The following is a 17,574-nucleotide window of genomic DNA, read 5'->3' as shown; positions in this document are numbered from 1 at the left end:
CCGCAGGACCGTGCGGGAGTCCCCGCAGGACTCCCGCCAAGTCCCCGCACTCCCCGCAACAGCCCAGCAACCGAACCGAGGTGAACCGTGAGCACCGCCACCGCTACCGCCGTACCGCAGACCTTCACACCCCGGCCCTACCAGGTCGACGCCATCGAGGCCCTGCGCAAGGGCTGGGCCGCCGGCACCAACCGGCTCGCCGTCGTCCTCCCGACCGGCGCCGGAAAGACCGTCGTCTTCTCCCACCTGGCACACCAGATGCTCGACACCCTCAACGGCGGCCGCGTCCTCGTGATCGCGCACCGCGAGGAGCTGATCGAGCAGGCCGCGGCCAAGCTGCTGGCCGTCGACCCGATGCTGCGGGTCGGCATCGTCAAGGCGCAGCGCGACGACCACGCGGACGCCGATGTAATCGTGGCGAGCGTCCAGACCCTGGCCGTGGCCAAGCGTCGCGAGGCCATCCGCGACATCGGCCTGGTCATCGTGGACGAGTGCCACCACGCCGCGGCCCGCACCTACATGGAGGTACTCGAACACTTCGGCGCCTGGCGCGGGGTTCCCGTCGCCGGGTTCACCGCCACGATGACCCGCACCGACGGCGGCCTGGCCGAGGTCTGGGAAGACGTCGTCTTCCGTCTCGACATCCTCGACATGATCGGCGACGGATACCTGTGCGACGTCCGCGGCAAGCGCATCACGGTCGACAGCCTGGACCTGGACAAGGTCCGGACCCGTGGCGGCGACCTGGTCGACGGGCAGCTGGGTAAGGCGCTGGAGGACTCGGGCGCGCTGGACGCCATCGCCAAGGCCTACGTCGACCACGCCGGGGACCGCCCGGGCGTCGTCTTCACGCCGACCGTCGCGACCGCCCAGGCCGCCGCTGCCGCGCTGGAGGCCGCCGGCATCACGGCGGCCCCGGTGTGGGGTGGCATGAGCCGGGACGACCGGCGCGCGACGCTCGCCCGGTACAGCGCCGGGGACGTGCAGGTGCTCACCAACTGCATGGTCTTGACGGAAGGTTTCGACGCCCCGCACACGTCCTGCGCCGTCATCGCCCGCCCCACCAAGAGCCCGGGTCTCTACGTCCAGATGGCCGGCCGCGCCCTGCGCCCGGCACCCGGGAAACGGGATGCCCTGCTGCTCGACGTCATGGGCGCCTCGACCCGCCACAAGCTCGCGTCGATGGTCGACCTGACCGAGCGTGAGATCGGCCAGGCCGAGGAGGGCAAGACGCTCCGCCAGGTCGCCAAGGAGGCCGCGGCCGCCGAGAAGCGCAGGGTCCTGACCGCGCGGGTCGAGGCCGAAGAGTTCAACCTGTTCGGCTCGTCCGCGATCCGCTGGCTGCGCACCCCCGAGGGCACGTGGTTCATCCGCCTGACCGGCGCCATGTTCCTCTTCCTCCAGCGCGACCCCGGCACCCGGCTGTACCGAATGCGCCGCTGGACGGAAGGCACCGGGGTGCAGCCCCCCAAGGACGACACGGCCCGCCCGCTGCCGGAGGCGCTGGCCTGGCTGGAGCAGCAGGCCAAGGTCCTCGCCCCGCACGCGTTCGTCGCACGCCAGGCCCAGTGGCGGTCCGGGAAGCCGACCTCGAAGCAGATGGGCCTCTGCCGGCGCATCGGCATCGACGTGCCGCGCGGCAGCACCGCAGGCGACGTTGCCGACCTCATCGACCAGGACCGCGTCGGCCGCGTCCTCGGCCAGCTCATCCTTCCCGCCGCCGCATAGCGGTCCGGGCCTGTCGCTATCAGGCCCGGACCTCCCCCATCACACCACGGAGGAACGCATGACGAACCGGCAGATCACCCTTGACGCCCCCCGCCGGATCCAGCGCCGCCGCGCCAAGGGGTGGCGCGCACCCGCTGACGCGGTCTACGTCGGCCGCGGCAGCCGCTGGGGCAACGCCTACCCGCTCAACTCCACCCAGGTTCGTATGCCCGCGCTCGACGGCAGCGAGTGGGAGCACGAAGGGCGCCTCGGCAAGGCGTCGGGGCAGCGGCACGCCTTCGTCCACCCCGACGGCGCCGTGACCTGGCACCTGGTGCAGGACGCCACCCCGAAGCAGGTGATCGAGCTGTACCGCCGCTGGCTCGCGGAGCGGCCGGAGCTGGTCGACGTGATGCGGCGGGATCTGGCTGGCCGGGACCTCATGTGCTGGTGCCCGCCCGGCCGACCGTGTCACGCCGACGTCCTGCTGGAGCTCGCTAACAAGTGACCATCGCCGCCCTACACCGCCTGCTTGACGAGATCGACACCCAGGGCGGCCCCGAAGCCGCCCGCCAGAACCGCCTCCACCTCCCCGAGGCCCAGAAGGGACCCGCACCCATGGCCCAGCCCGTACCGCAGCTCTCCTCCATCCCGGACCTGCCCCTCAAGGCACGCGCCGCCGGCGAACCGCAGCCGCTCCCCGTCGGTCAGCTCCTCAAGTGGGGCGACGAACACCCCGACCCCCAGGTCCAGGACCAGGCTGCCCGCGCCCGCGCTGTCCTCGCAGGCCTCCGCAAGCGGTACGCCACCGACCAGGAGCTGACCGCCATCACGACCGAGGCCGAGCAGTTGGAGAAGCGTCTCGTCGAACTCCGTTCGCGTGAGGCCGAGCTGGCGCCGCCGAAGAAGAAGCCGACCAAGCGGAAGCCCGTCGACTACCCCGCGGCCGAAGTCCGCGCCTGGGCCGCAGCGAACGGTGTCGACTGCCCGCCGGTCGGGCGCGTCCCGAAGACCGTCGTCGAGGCCTGGCGCGCCTCCCTGCCGCATTCCGGATGACCACGCCTAACGGCCGCCCCTGCGGGATTCAGGGGCGGCCTCCCGCCCATCACACCACGGAGGAACACAGACCATGACCACCCAGCCCCGTCTCTTTCGTCTCCAACGCGACCACGACGTGAGCGGCGTCTCCGGCACCGGCCACATCGCCGACGGCGTCCTGTGGCCCGATGGGACCGTAACCCTGCGCTGGATAGGCGACCGCCCGTCAACCGTCCACTGGGACCGCCTGAGCGACGCGGTGGCCATCCACGGGCACAACGGCGCGACGCGGATCGTGTGGGCCGACGAGCAGCCGCCAGCCGAGCTGCCGAAGCCCGGCGAGCCGATCGTGCAGGCCTCCAAGTACAGCGTGAACTGCCTGCCCGAGGACGGCATCGACTCCCACGTCTTCGAGATCACCGTCGAATACCGCGGCCATGGCCGGTGGGCCGTCAAGCGGCACTCCCAGTGCCTCGGCTCCGACGGCACTTGGGAGTACGAGATGCGCCCCTCCGAGCGCGAGGACGAGTGGCTGGACGCTCACCGCTTCGACCTCGACACCGCGCTGAAGCTCGCCAGGGATCAGGCGCCCCTCGTCACCGTGAACGGCTTCACCGTCGACGATGCGCTCAAGCGGCTGACCGAGAGGGCTGTCCGGTGAGCCCGCAGCGTCGTCCCACCGCCCGCGAGGTCCTCACCCCTCGGTCGGAGCATCTCCTCGCCACCGTGTACGCGGGGCAGGTGCGGGCGGTGGTCATCGAGCGGGCACTGAAGCGGATGGCCGAAGCCGACGCCAGAGCGCGCCGCGGACAGATGCCCGACAGCAACCTCACTGAGGCCCAGCAGAACGGAGCCCAGCCGTGACCCTCCCCGACCGCGCCCTGCGATGGCTGTACCTGGCCGCCGCCGCCCTCGCCGGCCACTGCTCCGTCACCAGCGCCCGCGCAGACGCCTGGTGGTACGCCATCGGCCTGTTCGGTGTCTCCCTGCTGCTGGCCGTCGCCGCGGGCCGAGAGTACGTCGCCGCCAACGAGCGCCGCGCGGCCGCGGTGCGCGCCGAGCGGGCCGCCCGCCCCTGCGGCCTCCGGCCCATCACGGGCGAGGTGGTCGACGCGGCCCTGGCTGCCGCCTGCTGCGAGCGCTGGTGGACATCCGCCGGCGCCGCCCATGACCACACCTGCAAGAACTACGAGCACCAGCGGAGGACGGCATGAAGCGCCACACCGCCAGCACCACCACCGACGACGCCCTGGACGAGTTGTACGCGAACGCCTCCAAGGGCTGGCGCCGCGGCGACATTTGGAAGGCCAAGGCGAAGGAGATCGAGGTCGACCGCGACCGCCTCGCCGAGGAGCTGGAGCAGGCGCAGGCCACCATCGAGCGCGTCCGCGCGGCCGTCGCCCCGTACGACTGGACGCACGCGCAGGTCCCCGCCGCGCGGGTGCGCGACGCCCTCGCAGAGCCCAAGGAGAGCACCACCCCGTGAACACCTGCGAGCTGTGCGACCGCGCGGCCAGCGGCTACCTGTGCACCCGGCACCGGGAGCAGCTGGCCGCGGGGCTGCAAGAACTACCCGCCCTGTACGCCGAGGTCGGCGAGTGCCTGGTGCCTCGCCGGTCCGGCTGGGGCGAGATCGTCGCCACGAAGAGCGCGGCCGGCCCGCGCTCGCCGGTCAATGAGGACGTGATCGACACGATCACCTGGATCCGCGCGGCCGAGACGATGCGCCTGTGGCGGGTGGACGTGCGGCGCGTGCGCTGGCCCCACCGGGGGGCACCGCCGCCTGGAAGCCTCGCCGCGGACTGCCGATGGCTGGCGCAGGAACTCGACTGGATCGTGGCGCAGTACCCGGCGGCCGGCGACCTCGCCCGCGAGGTGAGGGAGCTGGAGCTCCAGGCCCGGAGCATCGTCGGCGACCCGCTGCCGAGGCCCCAGCGGATCGGCACGTGTGTGGCAGTGACGGACGACCAGGGCACGGTGTGCGGGGCGGTGATCTCCCGCCTGCCAGGCGAGACGACGCTGATATGCCGCTGGTGCGGGACCGCCTACGGGCCTGAGCGCTACCTGGTGCTGCAGGCCTTCCAGCCTGCTGATTCGCCGTGATGCGCACCGGATGCGTTCCATTGGCTGTACAAAGCGTTCAGGCTATGGAACGCTAGAGCACGCAAGAAAGGCCGGGCAGCAGCTCGGGGAGTGGTGTCCCCGGCGCGCGCACCGCCCGGCCTTTCACCGAACTACCTGATACGAGCAGGAGTCGGCATGACCGATCTTTCCCCGCGCCCCAGTGCGCGCGCAAGCTCCCCGCAGGAGCGCGTCGCCAAGCTGCACCAGCTCGCCGACGCGGACTACGCCAGCACGGCCCACCTCCGGCGCCAGAACCCCACCTGGCCCCTCACCGGTGGCGCCGCGCGCCCCGTCCACGACGAGCCGCACGTGCCCAGCGACCTGGACGTCGCCATCGGCGTCGCCCAGCAGCTGCTCGGCAGCGACAGCGTCCTCTCCCTCCGCGAATCCCTGCGCCTGCTGCTGCGCGCCCTCGGCGCCGAGCCGCAGACCGAGGAGGAGCGGGCACGCCACTTCGTCGAGCGGCATTTCCCCCAGATCGCCGCGTTCCTCAACAGCGAGCAGGGTGAGCGCCAGTGAGCACCGAGCCCACCTCCGCCGAGGTCCGCGACCTGCGCGCGCTCCTCACTACCGTCCTCGACGCGATCACCCTCCCCCACGACGACCCCGCCTACGACCGACGGATCCTTGAGCGCGCCAGCTGGGCCCGCACCGTGCGCGAGGCCCTCGACGAGGACCCCGCGGACCTTGCCTGGAACGTCAGCTTCCTGCGGGCCAGGCTCGACGCCGAGGAGAAGAAGGCGGCCGAGCGCAAGGACGGTGGCCAGTGAGCACCCGTTCCCTCACCCGCTGGCAGATGGGCGTCCTTGGGGCCGCTGCCGCGCTGATGCTCGCCGTCGGCGCGGCCGGCGCCTCGGGCACCTACACCAACGTCGTCTCCGAGTTCCACCGGCAGGCCACCGCGGCCGGCGTCGTCGCCGCTGGCGAGGGCCTCACCCTCGTCCTTGCGCTGATCATGCTTGGGCGGACCATGCTCGGCCAGTCGTCCCCCGCGGTCGTCCGGCTCGGCATGTGGCTCGCCCCCGTCTCCGCTTCCTGCATCGGCGTCACCATCGCGAGCAGTCCTCGCGATGCCGCCGTCTATGCCGTGACCCCGCTCGCCATGTCCGGCGCGGCCGAAGGCCTCGGGTTCATCGCTCGGAGCGTCGTCGTCTACACCACCGGCGTGGACGCCGAGGCGCAGCGGCGGAACGCGGATGCCGTGCAGCAGCTCGCCTATCACCAGGCGGTTGCCGCCCGGCACCCGGACGAGAAGCAGCGCGCCAAGGCCCTGCGTAAGAGCTGGGATCTCGCTGAGAAGGTCGGTGTCGGCGACCAGGTCCTCGGCGCCGCTCTCGTCGAGGTGCAGCGCGGCCGCATCACCGAAGGCGCCGATGAAGCGCTCGCCGGCATGTTCAGCGCGGCCGCCCCGGCCGCCGTCGAGCAAGCGCCCACGAAGCCCGGCCTGCCGTCGGCCACCGAAGCGGTCCGTACTCACCTCGCTGGGATGGACCCGGTGGATGCGATCCGCCTCGCGGCTGATGCGCGACCTGATGCGCCGCCCGCCGAGCTGTCATCCGTGCTTGCCTACTACGGGTTCTCCATCGACCCGGCCGCGGTCGCCCTGGTCCTCGGCCAGCGGCCCCCGGAGTACGAGGTGCAGCGCAGCGATACGCCCGCGCATCAGCAGGTCAGCGCCCTGCCGCCCGTGAACCTCCAGGGCGCCGTCGAGGAAGCCGCATCAGCCCTCGGACCGGACGCCAAGGCGAAGGACATCGTCGAGCACATCGCCCGGCACCGGCGCCTGGTCGTCGACGAACCCTACGTGCGCACCGCCCTGTCCCGGGCCGCGAAGAAGCCCCCGGCACCGGTGAAGCGCGACGAGGGGAACGGGGGATACGTGTGATGCGCTGGTCCCTGATCATCCTCGCGCTCGCCCTGGTTCTCACCTTCCCCAACCTGCTCGGTCTCGTCGGGGTCCTGGTGACGGAGCCGATTGTGGTGGCGTTCGGTCTCGGCGTCGCGGCGGCCATCTGGCCGCGGCACCGGGCCGTCGCCCGGATCCGCGGGAGGCGTCGATGAGCAACGACGCCCTGCACAAGGCCCTCGCCGCCGCGAACGAGGCCTCTATCGACTCCCAGCAGCTGGAGCTGGTCAAGGCCGTGCTCACCGCACAGGCCATCAGCCAGGCCATACAGCCCCACACCTGCCAGCACGACCACCAGCAGCCCACGCCATTCGATGCCCGCAAGTGGTGGACCATCGGCGGCCTCGCCTGTGCTGGCGCCTGCGTCGCCTGCGTCCTGGCCCTCGCGTTCGCCATGGCGTTCATCGCCATCGCCATCGCCGCGGCCTGCGCCACCGGCTGCTTCCTCATCCTGCGCGCCCTGTGGCGCGACTACCTCGCCGGCCGCTGACCGGCCGCCACGTCCTGGAGGACACCCCAATGGCGAACACCAAGGCCGCGCCCAGCGGCGCCAACGGATCGCAGGCCAAGGGCACCAAGAACTTCGGTACCTTCGCCCCCGGCTTTACCGTCAACGTCAACGCCAGCAAGAGCACCACCAACGGCGCTCCGGCCCGGCAGGGCGGCGGGCAGCCCAGCGCGCAGAACCTGCTGCCCGCCCCGGAGTTCACCTCTCCGGCCGAGGTCAGGAACTACTGCAACAGCCTTCGGGCTGCCGCCGTGACCCTGTCCATCGAGGTCGCCATGGGCGCCGAGATCCTCAAGGGCGTACTGGCCGCCGTTCCCGACCCGCAGGGCCGCGCGTTCGGCTCCCGCATCCGCGCCCAGAAGGTCGCCCGCAAGCTCAACAAGGCCGCCGACGCCCTCCGGGATGCGGCGAAGAACGCCGCCGCCGCGTACTCCACGTTCCAGCAGGAGTACGAGGAGGAGATCAACCGCGTCCGGCACCGCGCCCGGCGCCCGCAGCAGCCCGTCATCAACTGGTCCCAGCAGTAAGGAGGCACGGCGATGGCCGAGAAGAACACCGACCAGCAGCATGAGGCGCAGCTGCGAGGCGCCTCCGACGCCGGGGGCGTGGGCAAGTACCTGCTGCACCGGGCCAAGCCGCACCTGCCGCCCTGGCTGGGCGTTGCGGGCGTGGGCGTGGCCGGCGCCCTCGGGCACTGGCGATGGGGCGACAGCGCATGGGCCGGTGCTGGCCTCACCCTCGCCTCGGTGGCGCTGACCGGCGCCACCTGGTGGGCGGGTAGGTCGACCAGCGCGCAGCGGCGCCTCCACTCGGCCATCACCGTGGCCGCAGGAACCGCCTGGGTCACCGCGGCCTGCATCTCTGGGCCGACCGCAGGGCCGATCGATGACCTGTACCTGATGGGCGGCCCCGTCATGGCGCTGACCTGGAACGTTCGCATGATCATGCGTCGCAACCCGGATGCTGTCGGGGAGAGCAGCGACAAGGGCCTGCTGGAGAAGGTGGGCTTGGCTCGCACGCAGATCGGAAACGTCAAGGTCGAGCCCAACAAGGTCACCGTGCCCTACGCGCTGCCGGCAGGAGAGGGCACCCACGAGGACGTCTCCAAGGCCCTGCCGCGCATCGCCTCTGCCCTCGACGTCCCGACCAGCGCCGTGCGCAACCGGCCTGACCCCGACTCGGCCCGGCGTGGCACGTTCACCGTGGTGCCCATGGACATGCTGAAGGAGGTCATCTGGTGGCCCGGCCCGTCCTCCCCCGGCGGATCGATCGCTGAGCCGCTGGTCATCGGCGTCTACGACGACGGCCGCCCCCTCGTCCTCACCCTGCCCCAGGCCATCCACCTGCTCATCATGGGCGTGACCGGTGCAGGGAAGACCGAGGGCGCCATGGACGTGCTGTGCGAGGCCCTGACCCGCCGCGACGTCGCCGTCTGGCTGTCCGACCCCAAGCGCGGCCAGGACCTCGGCGAAGCCTTCCCGGCCTGCGACTGGGTAGTGGACACCGGCGACGGCGCAGAAATCATGATCGAGGCCCTCAAGGCCGCCATTCCCGCACGTCAGAAGTGGCTGGGTGACCACGCGTACCGGTCATGGGAGCCTGCGGCCGCCGAGGTCCAGACCGACCCGGCGCACTCCTGCCGCAAGGGCGCGGCCTGCCAGTGCCCCGGTATGCCCTACCTGCTCGCCTGGTTCGAGGAAGCCGCGAACACCCTGCGCGCGACCGACGACGACGTGTTCACCGGCATCGCGCAGGAAGCCCGGAGCGCTGGCGCCAGCCTGGTCATCTCCATGCAGCGCGCCTCCGGCTACCAGATCAGCACCGACACCCGGGCGAGCCTGCCCGCCGCCCTCTGCTTCGGCGTGGACGAGCGGGACGCCGGATTCGCCCTGCCCTCCGAGGTCCTCGACGCCGGCGCCAACCCTGGAGCCTGGGGCAACAAGCGGCCCGGCTACTGCTACCTCTGCTCCGCGGGCGTCGAGGCCGACCTGTGGTCGACCCCGTCCCGGACGTTTCGCAACGACCCGGTGTCCCTGGAGTGGGTGGCCCGCGCGTTCGAGCCGATCCGCATGGGCATCGACCCTGTGACCGCAACCGCGGCCGCCGGTGTCGCTGGCAAGCTGTACACCGACCGTGCGGCTACAGCCAACGACGAGCAGGCGGCCCCGGCCGCCGAGGAAGGGGAGCCCATGACCGGCCCCCTGGTGGACCCGGAAGACATGGACATCGACCCCGAGGCCGAGTTGCCCGAAGCGCAGGATGGCGACGACATCCCTCTGTTCGGGCAGGGGGCCGGCCGTAAGCCCGGCCCTGCGGAAGGTCGGCGCCTGTTCGCTCAGGCCCTGGCGGAGTTCGAGCAGAAGGGACAGATGGTCGTAGGCCCCAAGGACTTCATGGACTGGTGCGAGGCCAACGACCTCTCCCGCCCTTGGGTGTCCGCGCGGCTCAAGGAGGCCGCCCTGGACGGGCGCCTGGAGGCCACCAGCCAGACCGGCCGCTGGCGCATCGTGCCCGCCCTGACACCCGCGTGACACCTGACACCGTCACGGCCGCCTGACACCGCGCCCACCTAGGGAAATGGGTGTCAGACGGCCCCCTGACACCGGCCCCTGACATCACCAGTCAGGGGCCGTTCTGCTGCCGCATCATGGAGGCATGGAGTCGCAGATCATCCGCCCTGGCTACCTCACCGCCCACCAGACCGCGCGCGTGCTCGGCATCGGTCTGGGCGGCGTGCGGCTGCTCGTGCACCGCGGCCAGCTGCACCACGTCGGCGGCAGCCCCCGACAGCGCTGGTTCGCCGTGGACGAGGTCACCGCCCTGGCCGCCAAGCGGGCCAGCAAGGCCGCCGCTTGACCGCAGGTCAGCCGCGTGTAACGATCTCGGTGAACAACTGTGCCCTCAACCGGCACCACAGACGCACGACGAAGCCCCGACCGCACAGGCATCCGGTCGGGGCTTCGTCGTGTCCGGGCCGTGCCTCAGTCTCGATCCCCACGGCGCCACGGCCGGCCACTACCGCCCGGCCGCACCGTCACATCCGGCGCCTGGCCCGACCGCCGCGCCCTGGTCGTCCCCGCGACCGCGCCCACAATCAGGCACGCCGCAGGCAGCAGCAACAGCCACCAGCCCTTGATGACGGCCGCGAACACGAGCAGCAGCCCGACCGCGAACACCCCAAGCGCCCAGTCCGAACGTCCACCAGCCACGGCAACCCCCTCCAGTCGTAGGCCGTCACCGTAGGACAGGAGCGACCGATGCCCAAGTCCCTGCGCTGGCGGGTCTGCTCGGCGCCCGGCTGCCCCGAGTACACCCAGCACGGCAAGTGCGACGACCACCGCCGGCAGGCAGAACAGCGGCGCGGCAGCGCCCGGCAGCGCGGCTACGACCGCGACCACGAACGCCGCTTCCGCCGCCCCGTCCTCGAACGCGACCCGCTGTGCGTGTGCACCGACACCGCACACGGACACGGACAGTCGTGCGGGCAACCGTCCCGGCATGCCGACCACCACCCCACCGACCGGCGCGCCCTCGTCGCCGCCGGCCTGGACCCCAACGACCCGAAGCACGGCCGCGGACTCTGCGGCCCTTGCCACAGCAGCCACACCGCAGCCGAGCAACCCGGAGGATGGCACGCATGAGCGGCACCGAGCGCACTGGCCAGGACGCCCAGCCCGACGGCCACCTACACCTCGGCGACCTCGGCCAGAGCAGCGCCGACGCTACGGCCACAGCCACGGCCCGGCTACGCCGCGCCTCCAGCCCCGGCCAACTGCCTTCGCGATTCGAGCATCAGCCTGCGGTCACGTCTGCTGCTCCTGCTCCTGCTTCGTCTCCTGCTCCTGAGCCTGATGCTGTTGTGGTCAGGCTGCTCCGCCACGATGAGGTCATGGAGCACCGCGAGGCGCTCGCCCAGTGGCTCCAGGGCAACGGCATCGACCCCAAGGCGGTCGCCCTGGACTGGCTCAGCATCGAGCGGGCCGGCGACAAGCAGCTCATCCGCTACCTGACCCACCGGGTCAACGAGGATGGCCGGCGGCTGGTCGACCCGCGCCACCCCAACGAGGCCTGGAAGGACGAACGGGTGACCCCGCTCCTGGTCAATCTGGACATTCCGGCAGGCGGCGACTGTCACGCAAAGTGACCCCGACCCCCTGACGACCCCGGGGGGTTACCCCCAAACAAGATCATCTCAGGACCGCCGGGGAGGTAACTCGCGCTGTGTACGGGTCTCCGACCCTCAAACGATCATGGTGAACGTGACACCGAGTAACCGCCGGGACCGCAACGGCCCGGCCCGATGCCGCAACGGCACACCGAGGTGATCCCCCATGGCAGGCACCGGCCCCCTCCCCAAGGACCCGTCCCAGCGACGCCGGCGCAACGCCGACGCCGTACCCGGAACGTTGCTCCCCGCAGGCGGACCCGCAGGCCCGACCCCCGCCCTTCCGGGCGGCCACGACTACGACACCCGCACCCTGTCCTGGTACGAGACATGGCGGACCAGCCCACAGGCCTCGACGTTCCTGGCGACGGACTGGGGGCGGCTGCACATGCTCGCCCAGCTCGTCGAGCAGTACTGGCAGGAGCCGAAGAAGGAGCTGCTGTCCGAGATCCGGCTGAACGAGGCCGCGCTGGGCGGCACGGCTGCGGACCGCATCCGGCTGCGCTGGACGGTCGCTGACCCGGACGATGGCGCCGACCGCCCCGCCCGGCCCCGGAGCAGGGCCGCAGCCTCCCGCCGCGACCGTGTGCTTCGAGTCGTCGATGACCAGACCGAAGGCTGACCCGGACCGCTTCGTCTCCCTCGGCTTCACCGCTATCGACTGGATCGAGACGTACCTGTGCCACGGGCCCGGCGACGTCCAGGGCCAGCCGCTCGTCATCGACGACGAGATGGCCGCGTTCATCGTCAAGGCCTACCAACTGGACTCTGCGACCGGCCGCCGCAAGGTCAACAGGGCGTTCCTGTCGCGGCCGAAGGGTCGGGCCAAGAGTGAGCTGGCGGGCGCCCTGGTGTGCTTCGAGGCCCTGGGCCCCTGCCGCTTCGACGGCTGGGACGCGGACGGCGAGCCGGTTGGCCGGCCGCAGACGTACCCGTACATCCGGTGCCTGGCGACCGAGGAGAACCAGTCCGGCAACACCTACGACAACGTCACGGCGATGCTCGAGCACCTCCTTGAGCACTTCGGCGACGAGTTCCCCGGTATCGACCTGGGCCGCAGCGCGCAGACGTCCAGTCGGATCTACATCGAGGGCGGCGGGGAGATCGTCCCGTCGACGTCGTCCGGCGCTGCGAAGGACGGCGGCAAGGAGACGTTCGCAGTCTTCGACGAGACGCACCTGTACGTGCTGCCCGAACTTCGGGCGATGCACAAGACGGTACGCCGCAACCTCGTGAAGCGGCGGGCCGCCGAACCGTGGTCGCTGGAGACGTCGACGATGTACGCGGTCGGCGACAACAGCGTGGCGGAGGCGACGCACGAGTACGCCAAGGCCGTGAAGGCGGGCCGGGTGAAGGACGGCGGGCTGCTGTTCGACCACCGGGAGGGCCCGCACGTCGAGGACCTCCACGACGACGCACAGCTCATGCCAGCGCTGGAGCACGTCTACGGGGACGCCGCGAAGTGGATGGACCTGGAGCGCATCGCGTCGGACATGCGGGAGCCGGACACGGACCCGGCCGACGCGCGCCGCTACTTCCTGAACCAGCCGGGCACGGCGTCCGCGAAGGCCTTCGACAAGGCCGAGTGGGTGGCGCTGGCTCGGCCGGACTTCACGGTCCCGGAGGGCGATCCGATCGTCATCGGCTTCGACGGGGCGAAGTGGAAGGACTCCACTGGCTTCGTGGCGACGCACCTGGAGACCGGTTACCAGTGGCCGCTCGGGGTGTGGGAGGCGCCGCTGAACAAGCAGGAGGCCGAGGAGTGGGAGGTTCCGGAGCGCGAGGTAGACCTGTGCCTGGCGTTGGCGTTCGACACGTACAAGGTGGTGCGCGTCTACGCCGATCCGCCCTGGTACGAGCAGGCTGTTGCCCGTTGGCAGGGGAAGTACGGCGAGAAGGTCGTCAACGAGTGGTGGACGCACCGGGACCGGCAGATGGCGTTCGCGCTGCGCGCGTACCGGACGGCGATGTCTGGCGGCGACCTCAGCCACGACGGTGACGAGGCGTTCGCCCGGCACATCGGCCAGGCGGTGAAGCGGCCGGCCCGGGCCAAGGACGACGAGGGCAAGCCCATGTGGACGATCCAGAAGGACCGCCACGACTCGCCGCGAAAGATCGACCTGGCCATGGCCGGGTGCCTGTCCTGGGAGGCCCGGCTCGACGGCATTGCCGCCGGCCTGAACAAGCCCAGGGTGAAGAGTCGCGTCATCGTGATGTGAAGGGGGGTGTGGCCGTGCAGGCGAAGGACCGCAGCCCCGAGGAGTGGGTGGGGCATCTCGCACGCGTACACGAGGGCCTGAAGCCCGGCCTGGAGGAGCTGAACCGGTACTACGAGGGCCAGCAGCCGCTCGCGTACCTGCACCCCGAACTCCTGGAGGAACTCGGCGAGCAGCTGCGGCAAGTGGTCATCAACTGGCCCAGATTGGTCGTCGACGCCCTCGAGGAGCGCCTGGACGTCGAGGGGTTCCGGTACGCGGACAACAAACAGACGGCCGACGATCTGTGGGCGATCTGGCAGGCGAACGGCATGGACGAGCAGTCGCAGATGGGGCACATCGACGCCCTCGCGATGCGCCGCTCGTTCCTCGTGGCCGGCACGAACGAGCAGGACGCTGCCACGCCGCTGGTGACGGTCGAGTCACCTCTGCAGATGCAGGTCGACTGGGACCCGCGCACGCGCGCTGTCCGGGCGGCGCTGAAACGCTGGCATGAGCAGGACCCGCTCACGGACGCCATCACGGACCGGTACGCGGCTCTCTACATCCCTGGGGTGACGCACTACTACGAGCAGACGACGGCGACCTCTTGGAAGGAGGTTGACCGGGACGAGCACGGCCTGGAGGTGCCGCCCGTGGTGCCGCTGGTCAACCGGCCGCGCACCCTGAAGCCAGGCGGTGTCTCCGAGCTGGCGGACGTCATCCCGATCTCGGACGCGGCCTGCAAGGTGGCCACGGACATGATGGTGTCCGCCGAGTACCACGCGATGCCCAGAAGGGTCGCGTTCGGCGTCGACGAGAACGATTTCGTCGACGCGGATGGCAAAAAGGTGTCGGTGTGGTCCCGGCTGGCCGGCCGCATCTGGGCGACGACGAAGGGGAAGGGGGGCGAGGACGGCGCCGACGTGATCCAGTTCCCCGAGGCGAATCTGTCCAACTTCCACAGCACCATCGAGCTGCTCGCCCGCCTGGTGGCTGCGCTGTCCGGGCAGCCCGCCCACTTTTTGGGTTTGGACACGAACAATCCGCCCAGCGCCGACGCGATCCGCAGCGCTGAGACGCGGCTGGTGAAGCGTGCCGAGCGGCGGCAGCGCTGCTTCTCCGGCTCTTACGAGCGGATGAACCAGCTGATCCTGCGGATCCGGGACGGCGAATGGGACCCGCGGGCGACGCGTCTGGAGACGCTGTGGCGGGATCCGTCGACGCCGACGTTCGCGCAGAAGGCGGACGCGGTCACGAAGCTGGTGCAGGTGGGCCTCTTGCCCATCGAGCAGGGCCGCGAGGACCTCGGTTACACGGCGGTGCAGCGGGAGCGGATGCGGCAGATGGACGGCGACGCTCTCCAGCGGGCCCTCGGCGGCGACTTGGCCGCCGGGTACGGGCCGAAGCCGGGGGACGGCGTCCCGCAGCCGGGAGCGTAGGCCGTGGTCGACGCAGCGCTGCGCGCGATCGCGCTGGAGCAGTACCGGCGGCAGCAGGTCATCGTCCGACAGGCCGTCAACCGCGTACAGGCGGTGTGGCGGCAGATCAGCCGGTCGGATATCGGCGGCTCGTGGGAGCAGCTGGCGCCGCTCCTGGTGGGCGCCGTGGCCGATGCGCAGCTCCAGGCGGCGCGGCTGGCGGACCCGTACCTGGACGCCGTCCTGGCCGCCGAGCACGCCGACCCGGAGGCCGCCGGCCGTGTCCGCCCGGGCGCGTTCGCGGGGATCGCCTCCGATGGGCGGCCGCTCGTTTCGCTGCTGTATCAGCCGGTCATCGACTGGCGGGTGCGGCTGGCGGCCGGGCAGTCGATGGAGGACGCGTTTCGCGGGTCGCTGGCGAGCGCGCTGCGGATCACCGCGACGCAGGTCGCTGACGCGGGCCGTGGCGCGACCGGTGTGGCGATGGCGGGCCGTCGGACGATTCAGGGCTATGTGCGAGTGGTGCAGCCTCCGGCGTGCTCACGCTGCATCATCCTGGCGGGCGCTGAGTACGGCTGGAACAAGGGCTTCCAGCGGCATCCGCGGTGTGACTGCATCCATCTGCCGACGACGCTGGTTGCCCGTCAGCAGCACGGCCGGGTGGGATCTGACAGCTTCACCCCGACGACCCGGCCCGGTCGTGGGGCGTCCGGGTTCATCGACCCGAAGGCGTACTTCAACAGCCTGAGCGCTGCCGAGCAGGAGCGCGTGTTTGGGGCGGCTGGCGCCCGTGCGATCCGGGAGGGCGCCGACCCGATCTCAGTGGTGAACGCCCGGCGGGGCATGACCACAGCGGACGCCTACGGTCGCCGCGTGGCCGCCACGACCGAGGGCACCACCCGCCGCGGTGAGTTCTACCGGCGGGAGCGGCAGCGGGCCATCGACCGGGGCCAGGTCGGGCCGTCCGGCCGTGGCTTCCAGATGCGGGCGCCGCGACTGATGCCCGAGGAGATTTACCGGCTCGCTGAGAGCCGGGACGAGGCGCTCGCCATGCTGAAGCGCTTCGGCTACCTGACCTGACCCCGGCGCAATGCCGGCGGTCCCGACTCCTGCAACGGGAGCACCTGATGAGCACACCCACCGAACCGACCACGGATCCGGCTGCGGGCAACCCGCAGGACACCGGAGCCGACCAGGACACCGCCTCGACGCCGCCAGCCACCGAGCCCGGCACGTCCGCGAAGGACGGCGACGGCGACGCGCCCCTCGGCCCGGCCGGGGAGAAGGCCCTCACGGCCTGGAAGCAGCGGGCCAAGGAAGCCGAGGACAAGGCCAGGGAGCAGGCCGCGCGGCTCAAGGAGTACGAGGACCGCGACAAGACCGAGGCCGAGCGGCAGGCGGACGCGCTGAAGGAGGCGCAGACGCGTGCCGAGCAGGCAACCCGGCTGGCCGTGTCGTCCAAGGTCGAGGCGCTGGCCGCCGGGCGTTTCCAGGATCCGCTGGACGCGGTCGACGCGCTCCAGGGCGGCTCCTACGTCACCGACGACGGCGCCGTGGACGGGGACGCCATCACGGCGGCCCTGGACGACCTGCTGACGCGCAAGCCGCACTGGGCCGCGACCGAGCCCGGTCCTCGTGTTCCTCGCCCGGATCCGGCGCAGGGAGCCCGCCCGGGCACCCCGCCGAACCTCGCGCAGCAGATCGGCGAGGCGGAGAAGGCCGGCAACACGAAACTCGCGCTGGCGCTGAAGACGCAGCAGCTGCGCGAGGTGAAGACCCCCAGCAAGTAGGGCAGGCCAGGGGGCCGCCCTCACCCAGAAAGGAGCGGCTCATGGCCGCAGTTACCGGGCAGGGCACGACCTACAACCTGCCGAACTACCACGGGGACCTGTACAAGGTCACGCCGACGGAGACCCCGTTCCTCGCCGCGATCGGCGGCCTGTCCGGCGGCAAGAGGACCAAGAGCACCGAGTTCGAGTGGCAGACGATGGACCGCCGCTCGTCGACGGCGAACAACAGCGCCCTTGAGGGCGCCAACGCCCCGACGGGTGTGGCCCGGTCCCGGTCGGCTGTCTCGAACGTCGTCGAGATCCACCAGTCCGCGGTCGAGGTGTCCTACACCCGCCAGGCCGCGACCGGCATGTACGGCGGCATCAACATCGGCGCCGACGACAACCCGGTCAACGACGAGCTGACGATGCAGATCACCGCCGAACTCGAAGCGATGGCCGTCGACATCGAGATGTCGTTCCTGAACGGCACCTACGCCAAGCCGACCACGAACGCGACCGCGCGGAAGACCCGCGGCCTGCTCAAGGCGATCAGCACCAACGTGAACGCCAACGGCGGCACCGCTCGCGACCTGTCCAAGGCGATCATCGACGCCCAACTGGCCACGATGTTCGGGAACGGCGCCCGGCTGCCGCAGGACACCACCGGGCGGTCCGTCGGTATCACCACCTTTCCCGCCATCACCTCGGCCAGTGTTCCGTCGATGAACTCCCTTGATC

General features: G+C 71.2%; 25 protein-coding genes. 24 read left to right on the top strand and 1 reads right to left on the bottom strand.

What is annotated here, in order from left to right:
- Positions 1–87 precede the first annotated feature (87 nt).
- The 16 genes from ACFVGW_RS35495 to ACFVGW_RS35420 all read left to right on the top strand — a co-directional run bounded on the left by ACFVGW_RS35495 (position 88) and on the right by ACFVGW_RS35420 (position 10,139).
- A complete protein-coding gene (locus ACFVGW_RS35495) occupies positions 88–1,728 on the top strand; it encodes a DEAD/DEAH box helicase (RefSeq protein ID WP_375847203.1) in 1,641 nt (546 codons plus the stop codon).
- 58 nt (positions 1,729–1,786) lie between these two features.
- The gene (locus tag ACFVGW_RS35490) at positions 1,787–2,215 is read left to right on the top strand and encodes a DUF4326 domain-containing protein (protein ID WP_375847204.1); all 429 of its coding nucleotides are present in this window, start codon (positions 1,787–1,789) and stop codon (positions 2,213–2,215) included.
- Positions 2,212–2,763, top strand: a complete 552-nt coding sequence (locus ACFVGW_RS35485; protein ID WP_375847205.1) for a hypothetical protein — start codon at positions 2,212–2,214, stop codon at positions 2,761–2,763. The genes ACFVGW_RS35490 and ACFVGW_RS35485 overlap by 4 nt, the downstream gene beginning before the upstream one ends.
- Positions 2,764–2,836: 73 nt before the next feature.
- Positions 2,837–3,406, top strand: a complete 570-nt coding sequence (locus ACFVGW_RS35480; RefSeq protein WP_375869839.1) for a hypothetical protein — start codon at positions 2,837–2,839, stop codon at positions 3,404–3,406.
- On the top strand, positions 3,403–3,609 hold the full coding sequence (locus ACFVGW_RS35475; RefSeq protein ID WP_375988992.1) for a hypothetical protein: 207 nt from the start codon (positions 3,403–3,405) through the stop codon (positions 3,607–3,609). The genes ACFVGW_RS35480 and ACFVGW_RS35475 overlap by 4 nt, the downstream gene beginning before the upstream one ends.
- Complete coding sequence (locus ACFVGW_RS35470) at positions 3,606–3,959, top strand: hypothetical protein (RefSeq protein WP_375988995.1); 354 nt, start codon at positions 3,606–3,608, stop codon at positions 3,957–3,959. Before ACFVGW_RS35475 ends, ACFVGW_RS35470 begins: the two co-directional genes overlap by 4 nt.
- On the top strand, positions 3,956–4,231 hold the full coding sequence (locus ACFVGW_RS35465; protein ID WP_375988998.1) for a hypothetical protein: 276 nt from the start codon (positions 3,956–3,958) through the stop codon (positions 4,229–4,231). The genes ACFVGW_RS35470 and ACFVGW_RS35465 overlap by 4 nt, the downstream gene beginning before the upstream one ends.
- Positions 4,228–4,848 (top strand): hypothetical protein, encoded by a 621-nt coding sequence (locus tag ACFVGW_RS35460; protein ID WP_375989001.1) that lies wholly within the window; start codon positions 4,228–4,230, stop codon positions 4,846–4,848. Before ACFVGW_RS35465 ends, ACFVGW_RS35460 begins: the two co-directional genes overlap by 4 nt.
- Positions 4,849–5,004: 156 nt before the next feature.
- Entirely contained in the window at positions 5,005–5,388 is a 384-nt protein-coding gene (locus ACFVGW_RS35455) for a hypothetical protein (RefSeq protein WP_375847208.1), read from the top strand.
- Complete coding sequence (locus tag ACFVGW_RS35450) at positions 5,385–5,639, top strand: hypothetical protein (RefSeq protein ID WP_375847209.1); 255 nt, start codon at positions 5,385–5,387, stop codon at positions 5,637–5,639. The genes ACFVGW_RS35455 and ACFVGW_RS35450 overlap by 4 nt, the downstream gene beginning before the upstream one ends.
- Positions 5,636–6,754 carry a conjugal transfer protein gene (locus ACFVGW_RS35445; RefSeq protein ID WP_375847210.1) on the top strand — a complete coding sequence of 373 codons (1,119 nt, stop codon included), beginning with the start codon at positions 5,636–5,638 and terminating at the stop codon, positions 6,752–6,754. Before ACFVGW_RS35450 ends, ACFVGW_RS35445 begins: the two co-directional genes overlap by 4 nt.
- Positions 6,754–6,930, top strand: coding sequence for a hypothetical protein (locus ACFVGW_RS35440; protein WP_375847211.1), 177 nt, complete (start codon positions 6,754–6,756; stop codon positions 6,928–6,930). Before ACFVGW_RS35445 ends, ACFVGW_RS35440 begins: the two co-directional genes overlap by 1 nt.
- Positions 6,927–7,265, top strand: a complete 339-nt coding sequence (locus ACFVGW_RS35435) for a hypothetical protein (RefSeq protein WP_375847212.1) — start codon at positions 6,927–6,929, stop codon at positions 7,263–7,265. The genes ACFVGW_RS35440 and ACFVGW_RS35435 overlap by 4 nt, the downstream gene beginning before the upstream one ends.
- A gap of 29 nt (positions 7,266–7,294) precedes the next feature.
- Entirely contained in the window at positions 7,295–7,810 is a 516-nt protein-coding gene (gene traA, locus ACFVGW_RS35430; RefSeq protein ID WP_375847213.1) for a plasmid transfer protein TraA, read from the top strand.
- A gap of 12 nt (positions 7,811–7,822) precedes the next feature.
- On the top strand, positions 7,823–9,814 hold the full coding sequence (gene traB, locus ACFVGW_RS35425; RefSeq protein ID WP_375847214.1) for a plasmid transfer protein TraB: 1,992 nt from the start codon (positions 7,823–7,825) through the stop codon (positions 9,812–9,814).
- A gap of 124 nt (positions 9,815–9,938) precedes the next feature.
- Entirely contained in the window at positions 9,939–10,139 is a 201-nt protein-coding gene (locus tag ACFVGW_RS35420) for a hypothetical protein (RefSeq protein ID WP_375847215.1), read from the top strand.
- A 125-nt stretch (positions 10,140–10,264) separates the two neighbouring features.
- On the opposite strand, the gene ACFVGW_RS35415 is transcribed toward ACFVGW_RS35420, so the two are convergent.
- The gene (locus tag ACFVGW_RS35415) at positions 10,265–10,492 is read right to left on the bottom strand and encodes a hypothetical protein (protein WP_375989008.1); all 228 of its coding nucleotides are present in this window, start codon (positions 10,490–10,492) and stop codon (positions 10,265–10,267) included.
- Between the two features lie 48 nt (positions 10,493–10,540).
- Between ACFVGW_RS35415 and ACFVGW_RS35410 the strand changes: the two genes are divergently transcribed.
- The 8 genes from ACFVGW_RS35410 to ACFVGW_RS35375 form a co-directional block, all read left to right on the top strand.
- Positions 10,541–10,924 (top strand): holin, encoded by a 384-nt coding sequence (locus ACFVGW_RS35410; RefSeq protein ID WP_375989011.1) that lies wholly within the window; start codon positions 10,541–10,543, stop codon positions 10,922–10,924.
- A 248-nt stretch (positions 10,925–11,172) separates the two neighbouring features.
- Complete coding sequence (locus ACFVGW_RS35405) at positions 11,173–11,427, top strand: hypothetical protein (RefSeq protein WP_375989014.1); 255 nt, start codon at positions 11,173–11,175, stop codon at positions 11,425–11,427.
- A 187-nt stretch (positions 11,428–11,614) separates the two neighbouring features.
- Positions 11,615–12,070: a hypothetical protein gene (locus ACFVGW_RS35400; RefSeq protein WP_375847179.1), complete on the top strand. Its 456-nt coding sequence runs from the start codon at positions 11,615–11,617 to the stop codon at positions 12,068–12,070.
- Entirely contained in the window at positions 12,051–13,667 is a 1,617-nt protein-coding gene (locus ACFVGW_RS35395; protein ID WP_375847178.1) for a hypothetical protein, read from the top strand. The genes ACFVGW_RS35400 and ACFVGW_RS35395 overlap by 20 nt, the downstream gene beginning before the upstream one ends.
- Positions 13,668–13,681: 14 nt before the next feature.
- Entirely contained in the window at positions 13,682–15,085 is a 1,404-nt protein-coding gene (locus ACFVGW_RS35390) for a phage portal protein (protein ID WP_375847177.1), read from the top strand.
- A 3-nt stretch (positions 15,086–15,088) separates the two neighbouring features.
- Positions 15,089–16,144 carry a hypothetical protein gene (locus ACFVGW_RS35385; protein WP_375847176.1) on the top strand — a complete coding sequence of 352 codons (1,056 nt, stop codon included), beginning with the start codon at positions 15,089–15,091 and terminating at the stop codon, positions 16,142–16,144.
- Positions 16,145–16,191: 47 nt separating this feature from the next.
- Entirely contained in the window at positions 16,192–16,854 is a 663-nt protein-coding gene (locus ACFVGW_RS35380) for a hypothetical protein (protein WP_375847175.1), read from the top strand.
- A 41-nt stretch (positions 16,855–16,895) separates the two neighbouring features.
- The coding region (locus tag ACFVGW_RS35375) for a DUF5309 family protein (protein WP_385854864.1) at positions 16,896–17,574 on the top strand (679 nt) is incomplete at its 3' end.

The organism is Streptomyces sp. NPDC127129 (assembly GCF_042671585.1).
Classification (GTDB): Bacteria; Actinomycetota; Actinomycetes; order Streptomycetales; family Streptomycetaceae; genus Streptomyces.
This window is presented reverse-complemented; position numbering and strand designations above follow the sequence as displayed.